The organism is Pseudomonas sp. PA-1-6B, from assembly GCF_021609545.1.
Taxonomy (GTDB): Bacteria; Pseudomonadota; Gammaproteobacteria; order Pseudomonadales; family Pseudomonadaceae; genus Aquipseudomonas; species Aquipseudomonas fluorescens_BV.
Genome location: NZ_WJZM01000006.1, coordinates 44,359 through 55,950, shown reverse-complemented (window position 1 = coordinate 55,950; position 11,592 = coordinate 44,359). Strand labels below are relative to the sequence as shown.

Sequence of the window (11,592 nt, the reverse complement as noted above, 5' to 3'; positions counted from 1 at the left end):
AACAGTTTGTAGTAATCCATAAAACGACAGGAATACGATACGTACTATCATCAAGCCCAAGGATTTCGACACCCACCGGAGTATTGCCGCTTATGACGACCCGCACGCACCCAACGCCCGAACTGACTGAAGTAAACGACATGTGCAACAGTGGCGCGGCCCAGCGCGCACTGGACTACTACTTGAAAGAAAATCGGTCGACGCCGGATTCGGACGGGGCCATGTTCGCGATCAAACCCGAAGTCAGCCAGGAGGAGGCCCTGATACACGCCTCGGACCTGTTGCGCAGTGCAGCGGCAACCGCCTACGAGTCGGCGTGCAGCCATCAGGGCAACCAGCGCGACCTGGCGTTTTCGGTGGTGTATTTGATCGATATGGCGAAGGCGATGGTGGAGCGGTCGTTGCAAGCGCCAAGAGCGGCGGCAAACGCTTAGCAGGTATGAAAGAAAAATATTTCTATCCCACGGATAAAAACATTTGACTTGCAAATGATAATGATTATTATTGGGCTCAACTGATCGCGAGATCAGTCGATAGACCAAGAGACCTTAGGTCGGACTCTTGGAATATCTCCTCATCAGGCTAATCACGGTTTTTGACCCGGCTCTTTGGCCGGGTCTTTTTTTTGCCAGTTTTCCTGGCATGGCTTCAGGCTAATGAAGACTGTGTGTTGCTTGATGGCGCGCATGGTAGCAAAAGACTATCGCCCAAAGAAAGTCGTCCGAGTGCTCTAGCGCGTATCTCTGCGAATTAGCGCTTGAGAATCAATCTCATAGACTCTAAGCTGCGGCGGCGTCAGGGATGACGCCCCCTCCCCCTGCAACAATTTTTGCATCCAGGTTTTACCGAACGTCTGTGTAAGATAGCCGCCACATCACTCATATTCAGGCAACCAGACTATGACCGTGGCCTTGACCTCCATCAAGATCAGCACCGACTTCGACAGCGGCAACATTCAGGTCCTGGATGCCAGCGACGCTTATCAGTTGTTGCTGGCAATCAAACCCGACACCCGCAGCGATCACTACCAATGGTTCCACTTCAAGGCCGAAGGCATGCACGCGGGGCACACCCATACCTTTCGCTTGAGCAACGCAGGGCGCTCGTCCTACAAGCATGCCTGGAGCGGCTACAACGCCGTGGCGTCCTACGACCATATCAACTGGTTCCGGGTACCGACGCGCTTTGATGGCGAGATCCTGCACATCAACCTCCAGACCCGGGAAAAGCACGCCTGGTTTGCCTACTTCGAGCCCTACAGCCGTGAACGCCATGACTGGCTGATCGAGCAAGCCCTGAAGTACGCCGGGGTCACCCTGCTGGCCACCGGCAAGAGCGCTGAAGGCCGCGATATTCAACTGCTGCGCCGAGGCAAAGGAATCGAGGGCCGGCGCAAGGTGTGGATCATCGCCCAGCAGCACCCCGGGGAACACATGGCCGAATGGTTTATGGAGGGCGTGATTGAGCGCCTGCAAAAGGACGGCGACGACGAACTGAAAAAACTGCTGGCCGTCGCCGATCTGTACCTGGTACCAAACATGAACCCGGATGGCGCCTTCCACGGCCACCTGCGCACCAACGCCATGGGCCAGGACCTGAACCGCGCCTGGCAAAGCGCCAGCCAGGAACTCAGCCCCGAAGTCCTGTTCGTCCAGCAACAGATGGAAAAGTACGGCGTGGATATGTTCCTCGACATCCACGGCGATGAAGAAATCCCCTACGTGTTCACCGCCGGCTGCGAAGGCAACCCTGGCTACACCCCGCGTATCGAAGCCCTGGAAAAACACTTCCGCAGCCATTTGAGCCACCTGACACGAGACTTCCAGACCACCCACGGCTACACCCGCGACCTGCCCGGCCAAGCCAACATGACCCTGGCCTGCAACGCGGTAGGAGAAAAATACGACTGCCTGTCCCTGACCCTGGAAATGCCCTTCAAGGACAATGACGACGCGCCTAACCTGCGAACTGGCTGGTCAGGCGATCGTTCAAAACAGTTGGGCAAGGACGTGTTGAGCAGCGTCGCTGATATCGTCGGGCGTTTGCGCTAACCCCCGAGGCGAGCTCTTTGTGGCGAGCGAGCTTGCTCGCGCCGGGCCGCATAGCGGCCCCATGAAAATCACTGCCGGATCACCTGACACACCGAGCAGGCTGTTTTGGGGCTGCTTCGCAGCCCAGCGCGAGCAAGCTCGCTCGCCACAAGAGCGGTCAATCCTTGCTGCCGGTCATGCTTTGCAAGACACCATCGCGGCGGATCAAACCGTGGAACAACGCGGCCGCCAGATGCACCAGCACGGTGAGAAACAGCAGATAGGCCAGGTAGCCGTGGGCCTTGCGCAACAGCGCGAACAACGGCGCATTCGCCCCCACCAGTGCGGGCAGTTGCAGGTTACTGCTGAGCATCACCGGGTCGCCAGCCGCTGAAATCATCGCCCAACCCAGCAGCGGCAACACCAGCATCAAGGCGTACAACAGCACATGGGAGGCCTTGGCTGCGAGCCTTTGCCACACTGGCAAATCCGCTGGCAACGGCGGTTGGCGCGTCGAGAAACGCACCGCCAGGCGCACGATCACCAGCGCCAGAATCGCAATGCCCAGCGGCTTGTGCAGGTGGATCAGCCACTCATGGCGCTCCGACACCGACGCCGCCAGACCCGCGCCGATAAACAGCATGGCGATGATCATCAACGCCATCAGCCAGTGCAGCACGCGCGCCAGGGGCGCAAAGAACCGTGGTTGAGCATTCATGGCTTCGACTCCTGAGGGGCGCTGTGCAACGGGCTGACTTCACCGGCGCGGCGCAGGTACGAACTGGCATACGCGGCCGAACGGGCGGCCAGCAAGGGGTCGTTGGAGGCTTGGATACCACTGGGCAGAATCAGCGGGTCAAAGTTGATATCGCGGCAATCACCGTCTGCCTGGGGCTGGCTGCTTTGCAGCACCAACGTGCCGGCGTTTAGGACCTTGTGCGCGCCGGTCCAGGTCTTGCTTGCGTCGGCCAGCGGGTCGCCGGGGTTGGCCAGGGTCATGTTCAACTGCCAACGCAACGGCCCGGCGGCCAGGCGTCGCACCAAGTCCTGCTCGAGGAAGTCACTGCCAGCAGGTGCGGTATCACCCGCCGCGTCCTGGCTCTGGGGCACCACCTCCCAACGCACGGCCTGACGCGTACCATCGGCAGCCACCAGGTAAAACGCGTTGATGCCGTTATAGGTTTCAGTCGCATAACTGGCCGATGGCTTGGCGGTCTTGACCCAGGCCAGGAATGGCGCTGTCTCCGGGTGTGCGGCAAAAAACGCCGGCATGCTTGACGGGTTCGGCTTGCCGGTGGCCGGGTCTGGCGCGCCGGCCTTGAGCAACTGGTAAAACGCCTCGGGCGTGCCCACCGGGAACACTGGCATGCTGTTCATCCCCGTACGCCATTGCTGGCCGTTGGCCTGGCTGAACTGCACGGCGAAACTGCGAATCGGCACACTGCTGTCCGGCGCGTAGGGGTTGCCGCTGGGCAAGGCAAAGCGGCCGATGATCGGAGTCTTGGCCTCGCTGAACACCTGGGCGTTGGAATAGGCACGGGCCTCGGTACTGCTCTCGAAATAACCCGCCACGCATACGCCCTTGGCATGGTTACGGCGAAAGCCCGGATGCACGCCGTTATTGGTTTCAAGAGCATTGACCAAGGTTTTTGGCCGCAGGCGTTGTGGGTCGAGCGTGCCATTGACGTAGGCAAATGCCCCGGCAACAACCGCAACCACGGCACCGATGCCGGCAAGTCGTGCGATCAGGCTCGCAGTGCTCAAAGGAGGACGGGGGGGTGATGAGTGATCTACCATGCAGGAACTCCAGGGCCAGAGGCCTCAGGCTGAAACATAAGGTCGGAGCATTAAGACGAACGCCGATTGGCTCTATTCCCAGGCCCTGGATTTATTTTGCGGGACGGGGAATAACCTTCAACGCCGGACGTCTCTCTAGTCCCAGCGTAGTGACCAGCCAGACGCCCATGCATGAACTCGACGAACAGTTACGTGAACTCATTCCCAGGTTGCGGCGTTTTGCCCTGTCCCTGACGCGCAACAGCAGCAGCGCCGATGACCTGGTGCAATCGACCCTGGAGCGCGCCATCGTCGCCTGGGCCGATAAACGTATCGAGGGCGATCTGCGCGCCTGGCTGTTTTCGATCCTCTACCGGCAGTTCCTCGACGCCCACCGCCGCAACCGCCGCTATGCGCGCATGCTCGAATTCTTCACCGGCCGCGATGACGTGCAACCTTCGGTGGAACGCACGGTGCTGGCCCAATCCACCCTGCAAGCCTTCGACCAACTGAACACCGAACAGCGCGCCCTGTTGCTGTGGGTGTCCGTCGAGGGCTTGAGCTACAAGGAAGTGGCCGAGATCCTCAAGGTGCCCATCGGCACCGTGATGTCACGCCTGTCCCGCGCACGCCAAGCGCTGCGTCAACTCAGCGATGGCGAAATGACCGGCCCTGCCCTGCGGAGACTCAAATGATCAGCCTGCCCCCCAGCGAACGCGATTTACACGCCTACGTCGATCACCAATTGCTCGACACTGATCGCCGTGTGCTTGAAACCTGGCTGGCCAGCCACCCCGAAGTGGCGGCCCAGGTACAGGCCTGGCAACAGGATGCGCAGCTGCTGCGTGCGTCATTGAGCGGCGCCCTGCAACAGCCGCACAACCCAGCATTGGACCCGGCGCTGATTCGCCAGCGCATCAAGAAACAGTCCCGTCGGCACCTGGCCACGGCGGCGTTGTTGCTGATCGCCGTGAGCCTCGGCGGGGTTGGCGGTTGGCACGCCCGTGAAGCCACCCAGCCGCCGCTGTTGCCGATGACCGACGCCATGCAGGCCTACCGCCTGTTTGCCCAGGACGGCATCATGCCCGCCGACTACAACGCCCAGGACCGCGGCACCATGCAGGCCTGGCTCGACCGTTACTTCAACCAGGCCCATCGCCTGCCCGACCTGAGCCAAGCCGGCTTCAAGCCGGTCAGCGGGCGCCTGCTCACCACCGACCAAGGCGCGGCAGCCATGGTGCTGTACCAGGACGCCCAAGGCCGGCGCATCAGCTTCTACATCCGCCCGCCGGGCCCGAACAACGGTTTTCTGCCTCGCGGCAGCCGCAGTGCCGATGGCTTGCAGGCCGACTACTGGTCGGGCGGCGGCTACAACTATGCGATGGTCAGCCCGGTGGATCAGGCCGCCGCGTTACAGACGCCATTCTAGAAACCGACGTCCAGTACCACGTTATCCAGGTAGGTGCCGGCCGGTGGGGTGGGCTGATCGGTGTAGACCTTGGCGTTGTAGTTGTACACCTGGCTACCGACGCCCAAGCCGTTGCCAGGGTTGACCTCGGCCGTGGAGCTGGCCCGCCGCGCCGCGCCGACACTGCCCCAGCGCGTGGTGCCGGCACTTTTGAAAATGTCATAGGCCAGGTAATTGCCGCCGGAAACCATACGTCGCCGGCCGCCGACACTCACCGGGTTCTGGCCATCGCTCAAGCCCACGGTATAGGCGCTGCCCTTGGTGCAGGCGATGTTGATGGTCTGCCCGCTCACCGCGGTAAACCCACTGACCACCGGCGCGCTGCCGAAGCTGATATTCGGGGCGGTGATCTGGCAGTCTTTGGTCACGGTCATGCTGACGGTCAGCGATGCCGTGCCACTGCCAGTGTCACGTCCCAGGCAAATGCCGCCAAGGCCGATCCCCGAGCAATAATTCCACACCCAGGCGATGCTCAATGTCTCGATGTACACCCCGGCGGCGACGTTGCTGCCGGTGATGCTGCTCAGGTACAGCGGTACGGTTTTCGCGCCGGGTCCTGCGATCAGGCCAATGCTCTGGGCGATGCCGCCAGCGCCGCCGAAATCGAATTGGCTGCCACGGGTGATGGGATAGCTGGTGCTGTTGTTGCCATAAATCGTATAGCTGATCACATCACCGGTCGGCCCGACCATGCCACTTTGCGACGATGTGATCGTGGCGTAAAAGTGGTCGGTAGACACCAGCAGCGATATCAACGCTGAGGTGCAACTCAACCCCGAATTAGTCGTAGAGCTGGTTTGCGCAGCGGTGCGCACCGTCATCGAGCTGATCGAGCCGAAACTGGCCGGCACGGTGGACACCACCGAACACGCCGCCATCGCCTGCCCGCAAAACAACAAACCTACGCCATATAACCCTACGCTGCCCCTCACCTGAACACTCCCTGTTCGATCCCTCATTGGCACACTAATGGCCCGATCAAGGGCACGTCCTGTTGCTGCTCATCAATATCGAATGTCGCCTGGCAGGTGCGGCCCTCACCGAGGGTGACCTGCAAGGTGTTGTGCGCGCTGAGGTTTTCCAGATACACCAGGCCATCCCAGCCGACCACCGCTTGGGTGTTGCTTTGCTCGTGCACTACCAGGCTGCCCAGCGGCAACTCCTGATGCTGGCGGTCCACCAGAGTGATGCTTGCAGCGAGCACCCGGCGCAGGGGGAATTCCAGCAAGTAACCGCTGCCACGGCGTACCGATACGCGCTGCTCAACATTGGGGCTTTGCACATTCGCCGGCAGGTTCAAGGGGTCGATCTCGTATTTGCCGCGGTAATAGGCACTGCTCCACGGCACCAGCAAATGGCCGTTGCGGTCGGTCTGGCCCACCAGCTGGTTTTCGTAGCACACCGGAATCCCGGCAAAGCCCTGGGTGCTCACTACCACAAAGGCGTCATTGATGCGGTTGGCGGCAAAGGTTTCGCCGCCCATCCACACCAGCGAGCCGCTGGCATCGGCCCAGCGCGTCATGGCCTCACTGCTGCCGTACACGCCGGCCTGCAACTGCACCGACTGCAAGCGCCAGGTCAGGTCGGCCTGTCGATAGCTGGGGGCATCGCCCTGGGCATAGCCGAGGTTGTAGCCCACCCCGCCTTCGCTGGGCACCGCGCGGCTGTAGTTGATGCGCTGGCGACTGGCGCCGTCCTTGCTGCGCTCGGTGCTCAAGGCCAGGCTGCCGTTGAGGTCGAACGGGATGACCAGTTGCGCTTGCATGGCCCAGTTGCTATCACCGATTTCGCGGTTGGCTGACAGATAAAAGCTGGTGTTGCGCCACAACGGTTTGCTCCAGCTCAGGTTGAGCAGGCGCGTGCGCGAGTCGTCCGCCGCCTGCACGTCGAAATAGCCCAGGCCCAGGCTGCCGAAACGTTGAAGGTTGAGGCTCAAGGTCACCTGCTCGCTGCGCTTGCTGAGGCTGGCGTATGGGGTATCGACCAGGGTCAGGTCGGCGTAGTCGTCGCGACGTTCCACCCGTTGGTACATAAAGCTGTAGCGCGTGCTGTTGTACTGGTAACCGAGGCTCAGTTGCTGGCCCGTGCGGCTGTCGAACTGGCTCTGGCTGAGGGCGGTATTGAGCACGCCGAAGTTGCCCAGGCGCAGGTTGCCGCCGAGTCCGCCGAGGCTCAGGTCGCTGGAGGCTTCGGCGTGGCTCTCCAGGGTCAGGTTATCGGAATAGCCATAGCGGAACGTGCCACTGGCCACGCCCGGTCCGTAGCCGAAGTCCCGTAGGGTGTAGTCACGGCGCAAGGTACCGGCGGCCAGCGAAAAGTCCGTCAAGCCTTGTTGCAGCAAGGTGCTGGTGACGTAGAACGGTACCGTGGTCGACACTTGGCGGCCCAGGGCATCGGTGGTGACCACCACGGCCTCGCCGGCACCGTTGATGAATGGGATGTTGGTCAGGGTGTAGGGGCCGGGTTGCAGTCGCGCGCTGTCGGATTTGTAGCCGTTGATAAACAGGTCCACCGACGAGGGCACCGCCGCCTCACCGGCAAACTGCGGCAAGGGGTACGTGACCAGGTCGGGGCGCACGGCAAAATCCCGGGACAGTTGCACCCCGCCCAGGCGCACCGAGCTACTCCACGGCAGCGCGCCACTGATCACGTCGCCGGCCTCGTAGGTCAGCAGGCGCTCATCGTCGGAAAAACGCCAGGTGGTGTCGTAACGTCGGTAACCATTGTCGAGGGTGCCGCCGCTGATTCCATCGGACAGGGTCTGGCGCAGTTGCCCGGTGTTGGACAAGGTGCCCCAGGTGTCGAACAGCCGTACTTCGTTCCAGGCCGCGAGGTAACTGCCGCCATCGTCGGTGTCATTGAAATACACGTCATAGTTGAGCAAGGCGCCGAAGCTGCTCATGGCCTGAGTACGCGGATAGGTATTGCGGTTGCCGATGAACTGTTCCTGCAGCCAGGAGGGCGGCACATCCAGCAGCAGGCGCTGGCCGTTGCTGTCGTAGTCGCTGTGCAGGCCCGGCACCTGGTCCAGGGCCACACTGCCGACGGGCTCACCGGGCAGTTTCATGCCCACATCCTGCAACGCGCTGGCCGGCACAAACAGCTGGCCGGCGCGCTGCTCGACCGCGATGACGCGGCCGGTGTCCATCTGGTTGACCACCAGTTCCAGAAACAGCTGTGCATCGGCAACTGCCTCCATGCTGCCGGGCGGCGGCGGCAAGTCGCCCGCCATCGCTGCGCCCCACAGCCCGCTTGCCACTGCCACCGACGGCCATAAAACCCGAGCCCAACCACGACTCACCATGGCGTTGTGTCCTTCAATGGACATCTCCATCCTGTGAAAACCCGGGCGTGTGCCCGTTGCGCTACATCACGGCTATCGCTTGGGCGCCAGGCTCTCCAGTTGCGGCGCGCCGTTGACCCGGACCTGCAACGGCTGGTCGGCCGACACGGCATCCGGTACCGGCCAGCGCATGCTCGCGCCCGGCAGCACATAGCCGAGCAAGCCGTCCACCAACGGCCGCGTCTGCCCGCCCTGTTTGAATGACGCATCGGTAAGCCGCGCATGCACAGCGCCCTGGTTGCGCACCTCGATGTAGTTGCGCCCTGCCACGTTGACCTTTTGCCAGCTCAACTGCGGCTTGCCCGCGCCCTTGGGGTCACGTTGGCGGGTGGCGTCGTCCTTGCTCCACAGGCCAGCGCCGTAGGCAAACAATGGCACCGAATAGCGCATCTGAAAGCGAATCGCCGCTGCCGTGTTCTTGCCCACAGGCGGCGCCGGCACCTGCAGCGCCGAGGGGATTTCGTCAATGATGATGCGATAGGCCAACTCCTGCCCCGGCGGTACCTCCCGGGTGCGGGTCAAGCGCACCAGTTGCTTCTGGCCCGGCTCAATCTTGGCCACCGGCGGGCTGCCGATCACATCGCGCTGGTTCTGGTACTGCTCGTCAAAGCCATTCTGGCTCCAGGCAAACACGCGGATCTGCAGGTTGGCGGTCTCGGTGCCACGGTTCTCCAGCCACAGCGCGCTGGCCTGTTGGTCAGCCTCCAGCACCGGGTCGATGGGCCAGATCAGCACTGAACTGGCCGCCTGTACAAACCCCGCCGAGCACAACGCCCCCAAGGCGAAACCCGCGGTCCATAACCGTCGCAAAGCACAACCCATGACACCCCTCCTTAAACCGTTAGCCCTACCACGTCAGCTGCACCTGCAGCGTGTCGCTGTACGTCCCCCCAGGCTGATTGCCCGGTAAAACCACCCGCCCGTAAATCGGCAGGCTGATGTTGCTCGCATCGCTGTAGGTCACGCTGACGCTCTGGTTGATGCCGAGGCTCTGGCTGAACGCCGCATCGCGAAACAATTGGTAAGCCACCCGCGCGCTGCCACTGTTGAGCTGCAAATTGCGTCCGGTGCTGCTGTACAGGCCGCCATCCACGCTCATGCTCAGGGCCACGCCCGGCGTGCATTGCAGGGTTACGCCGCCAGTGAGAGCCGCTGTGACCGTGCTGGTGGCCAGGGCCGAATAGCTGCCGTAGGCCAAGGTGCCGTAGTTGGCGCCGCCGCCCACGATCAGACAGCCCGGCGTGATGGTCGCACTCACCTGGAAGCTCTGGTTGACCACCGCCGACAGCGGCAACGGCATCGCCAGGCCGATGGCGAGCAACACCCTGGGCCACATTGTTAGAACGTCAGTTCCACGGCCACGGTGTCGGTGTAGGTGCCCGCCGGCAGACCCTCCTTGCCCACCGCCCGGCCGTAAAGGTTGACGGTCTGCGCCACGCCGGTACTGGTGGCGAGTGTCACCACGCCGTCAATCGCCAACAGCGCTGAACGCCCGCTGTCAGTGTAGAAATCGTAGGGCACGAAGTTACCCACGCCATCGGCCAGCGCACGAGTGCCACCGGGGGAAGCACCGTCGTGGGCGCCGGCACGCACCTTGATTGTTGGCGCGGTGCCAGCCGAACACAGGATCGACAACGCGCCGCCGGTACCGGTGCCGCCGAGCAACTGGGCGTCGGCATTGGTAAACAGGCTGTTGGTGGTACCGAAATTCAAGCTACCGAAATTCAGCCCGGTGGCCGCCCCGGAGCCATTGACCTGGCAACTGGCGATCAAGGTCAGGCTGGAACTGATCTGCCCGGTCACCGTGGTCGCCGCGTTCAGGCTGGACGCCAGCCCCAGGCCCAGGGCACAGTGGCCGATTCGCGATACAAGTACATGCATGATATCCATCCTCATGGTTTACCAATCCAGAGTCACCGTCAGGGTGTCTGTGTAGATGCCGGCCGGTAGGGCCCTGGTATTCGCCACCACGGAACCGAATACCGGGATCGGTACCTGGGAGCCCTGGGTCACGACGAAATTGCGTTGCTGGCCGATCCTGTAGGCACTGCGCCCCTGAGCATCAGCCGACAGTCGATAAGGAATGGTCTGGCGGCCATTGCTCAGGCGCCGCGTGGTGCCGTCGCCATTGGCGCCGCCGTCGATGGTTACCGTGAAACTGCTGACCACCGAGGGGTTGCAGGACACCGACAGCGGCGCCTTGTCGGCATCGGAAATCGACGCGCCCAGCGTGTTGCTCCAGGTCGGCCCCTGGCTGCCGAAATCCATTAGCGCCGTGCCGCCCTCAGGCGTGACCGGCGCGGTTTCCACGTCTTTGCTCACTTCGCAACTGGCGGTGATCACCAAACGCGCGTGGACCTGGCCGTTGACCACCGCCGCCTGCGCGTCGTCCGCCAGCAACAGCAGGCCGCCCAGGGCCGTCACGGCCAGGTAGCGGCTTACCATGTGACCGTGACCTTGAGCAGGTCGGAATAACGGCCGACAGCGGGAATGCCTTTGAGCGGTTCGATGCGGCCATACAGCGGCAAGTCGACAGAGCCGGTGTCCGGCACGCGGCCGCTGATCGGCACGTCCACCGGCAAGGGGATCAGCCGCGCGGCGTCGGCATAGATTCGATAGGGGATGGGCCGACTGGAGGGCGCCGGATTGGCGAGATAACGCACTTCGCCGACACCGCCATGCAGGCCGCCGTCAACTCGCACTTGGTAAGGCGTGTCGGGGTTACATTCCAGGCGCGGTTGGCGTTGGCTGATCAGGGCCGCACTCAGGGGGCCGGCCGGGTCATCCAGACGCGGGCCGCTGCCGAAATCCAATACGCCAAGTTGCTCGATACCTGCACTACGGGTGCTGCCCACCAACTGGCAACCCCGTTGCACGTCGATGCGCACCTGCACCTGGAGCTGCGCAGCAAACACCGTGTTGCAGAGCATCGTGCCCATGACAGCCAATACCGCCGGTCCCTTCACAGCCCCAAT

13 protein-coding genes are annotated in these 11,592 nt (G+C 62.5%); 4 read left to right on the top strand and 9 right to left on the bottom strand.

Annotation, left to right across the window (positions count from 1 at the left end; all coding sequences use genetic code 11):
- Positions 1–140: 140 nt before the first annotated feature.
- On the top strand, positions 141–434 hold the full coding sequence (locus GIV35_RS05475; protein WP_105229150.1) for a DUF6124 family protein: 294 nt from the start codon (positions 141–143) through the stop codon (positions 432–434).
- Positions 435–899: 465 nt separating this feature from the next.
- Positions 900–2,051 (top strand): M14 family metallopeptidase, encoded by a 1,152-nt coding sequence (locus GIV35_RS05470; RefSeq protein ID WP_202692027.1) that lies wholly within the window; start codon positions 900–902, stop codon positions 2,049–2,051.
- Positions 2,052–2,208: 157 nt separating this feature from the next.
- Here GIV35_RS05470 and GIV35_RS05465 read toward each other — a convergent pair whose 3' ends face one another.
- Both GIV35_RS05465 and GIV35_RS05460 read right to left on the bottom strand, forming a co-directional pair.
- A complete protein-coding gene (locus GIV35_RS05465) occupies positions 2,209–2,748 on the bottom strand; it encodes a cytochrome b (RefSeq protein WP_032896571.1) in 540 nt (179 codons plus the stop codon).
- Positions 2,745–3,827, bottom strand: coding sequence for a catalase family peroxidase (locus GIV35_RS05460; protein WP_236265340.1), 1,083 nt, complete (start codon positions 3,825–3,827; stop codon positions 2,745–2,747). The genes GIV35_RS05465 and GIV35_RS05460 overlap by 4 nt, the downstream gene beginning before the upstream one ends.
- Before the next feature lie 167 nt (positions 3,828–3,994).
- Here GIV35_RS05460 and GIV35_RS05455 point away from each other — a divergent pair, with 167 nt between their 5' ends.
- Both GIV35_RS05455 and GIV35_RS05450 read left to right on the top strand, forming a co-directional pair.
- Positions 3,995–4,501, top strand: a complete 507-nt coding sequence (locus GIV35_RS05455) for a sigma-70 family RNA polymerase sigma factor (protein WP_054897273.1) — start codon at positions 3,995–3,997, stop codon at positions 4,499–4,501.
- On the top strand, positions 4,498–5,235 hold the full coding sequence (locus tag GIV35_RS05450; RefSeq protein WP_034127926.1) for an anti-sigma factor family protein: 738 nt from the start codon (positions 4,498–4,500) through the stop codon (positions 5,233–5,235). The genes GIV35_RS05455 and GIV35_RS05450 overlap by 4 nt, the downstream gene beginning before the upstream one ends.
- On the opposite strand, the gene GIV35_RS05445 is transcribed toward GIV35_RS05450, so the two are convergent.
- The 7 genes from GIV35_RS05445 to GIV35_RS05415 form a co-directional block, all read right to left on the bottom strand.
- On the bottom strand, positions 5,232–6,233 hold the full coding sequence (locus tag GIV35_RS05445) for a Csu type fimbrial protein (protein WP_236265341.1): 1,002 nt from the start codon (positions 6,231–6,233) through the stop codon (positions 5,232–5,234). The genes GIV35_RS05450 and GIV35_RS05445 overlap by 4 nt on opposite strands.
- Entirely contained in the window at positions 6,230–8,578 is a 2,349-nt protein-coding gene (locus tag GIV35_RS05440) for a fimbria/pilus outer membrane usher protein (RefSeq protein ID WP_236265346.1), read from the bottom strand. Before GIV35_RS05440 ends, GIV35_RS05445 begins: the two co-directional genes overlap by 4 nt.
- Before the next feature lie 72 nt (positions 8,579–8,650).
- The gene (locus GIV35_RS05435) at positions 8,651–9,439 is read right to left on the bottom strand and encodes a fimbrial biogenesis chaperone (RefSeq protein ID WP_198715898.1); all 789 of its coding nucleotides are present in this window, start codon (positions 9,437–9,439) and stop codon (positions 8,651–8,653) included.
- 25 nt (positions 9,440–9,464) lie between these two features.
- On the bottom strand, positions 9,465–9,953 hold the full coding sequence (locus GIV35_RS05430) for a Csu type fimbrial protein (RefSeq protein ID WP_054897269.1): 489 nt from the start codon (positions 9,951–9,953) through the stop codon (positions 9,465–9,467).
- Between the two features lie 2 nt (positions 9,954–9,955).
- Positions 9,956–10,498 (bottom strand): Csu type fimbrial protein, encoded by a 543-nt coding sequence (locus tag GIV35_RS05425; RefSeq protein WP_236265343.1) that lies wholly within the window; start codon positions 10,496–10,498, stop codon positions 9,956–9,958.
- A gap of 18 nt (positions 10,499–10,516) precedes the next feature.
- Complete coding sequence (locus tag GIV35_RS05420) at positions 10,517–11,062, bottom strand: spore coat protein U domain-containing protein (RefSeq protein ID WP_105227206.1); 546 nt, start codon at positions 11,060–11,062, stop codon at positions 10,517–10,519.
- Positions 11,056–11,556 carry a Csu type fimbrial protein gene (locus GIV35_RS05415; RefSeq protein ID WP_430459279.1) on the bottom strand — a complete coding sequence of 167 codons (501 nt, stop codon included), beginning with the start codon at positions 11,554–11,556 and terminating at the stop codon, positions 11,056–11,058. The genes GIV35_RS05420 and GIV35_RS05415 overlap by 7 nt, the downstream gene beginning before the upstream one ends.
- Positions 11,557–11,592 lie beyond the last annotated feature (36 nt).

Coding starts and splice junctions, on each gene's coding strand:
- GIV35_RS05475 (WP_105229150.1), top strand. CDS start 141: ATGTGCAACAGTGGCGCGGCCCAGCGCGCACTGGACTACTACTTGAAA.
- GIV35_RS05470 (WP_202692027.1), top strand. CDS start 900: ATGACCGTGGCCTTGACCTCCATCAAGATCAGCACCGACTTCGACAGC.
- GIV35_RS05465 (WP_032896571.1), bottom strand. CDS start 2,748: ATGAATGCTCAACCACGGTTCTTTGCGCCCCTGGCGCGCGTGCTGCAC.
- GIV35_RS05460 (WP_236265340.1), bottom strand. CDS start 3,827: ATGGTAGATCACTCATCACCCCCCCGTCCTCCTTTGAGCACTGCGAGC.
- GIV35_RS05455 (WP_054897273.1), top strand. CDS start 3,995: ATGCATGAACTCGACGAACAGTTACGTGAACTCATTCCCAGGTTGCGG.
- GIV35_RS05450 (WP_034127926.1), top strand. CDS start 4,498: ATGATCAGCCTGCCCCCCAGCGAACGCGATTTACACGCCTACGTCGAT.
- GIV35_RS05445 (WP_236265341.1), bottom strand. CDS start 6,233: ATGAGGGATCGAACAGGGAGTGTTCAGGTGAGGGGCAGCGTAGGGTTA.
- GIV35_RS05440 (WP_236265346.1), bottom strand. CDS start 8,578: ATGGTGAGTCGTGGTTGGGCTCGGGTTTTATGGCCGTCGGTGGCAGTG.
- GIV35_RS05435 (WP_198715898.1), bottom strand. CDS start 9,439: ATGGGTTGTGCTTTGCGACGGTTATGGACCGCGGGTTTCGCCTTGGGG.
- GIV35_RS05430 (WP_054897269.1), bottom strand. CDS start 9,953: ATGTGGCCCAGGGTGTTGCTCGCCATCGGCCTGGCGATGCCGTTGCCG.
- GIV35_RS05425 (WP_236265343.1), bottom strand. CDS start 10,498: ATGCATGTACTTGTATCGCGAATCGGCCACTGTGCCCTGGGCCTGGGG.
- GIV35_RS05420 (WP_105227206.1), bottom strand. CDS start 11,062: ATGGTAAGCCGCTACCTGGCCGTGACGGCCCTGGGCGGCCTGCTGTTG.
- GIV35_RS05415 (WP_430459279.1), bottom strand. CDS start 11,556: ATGGGCACGATGCTCTGCAACACGGTGTTTGCTGCGCAGCTCCAGGTG.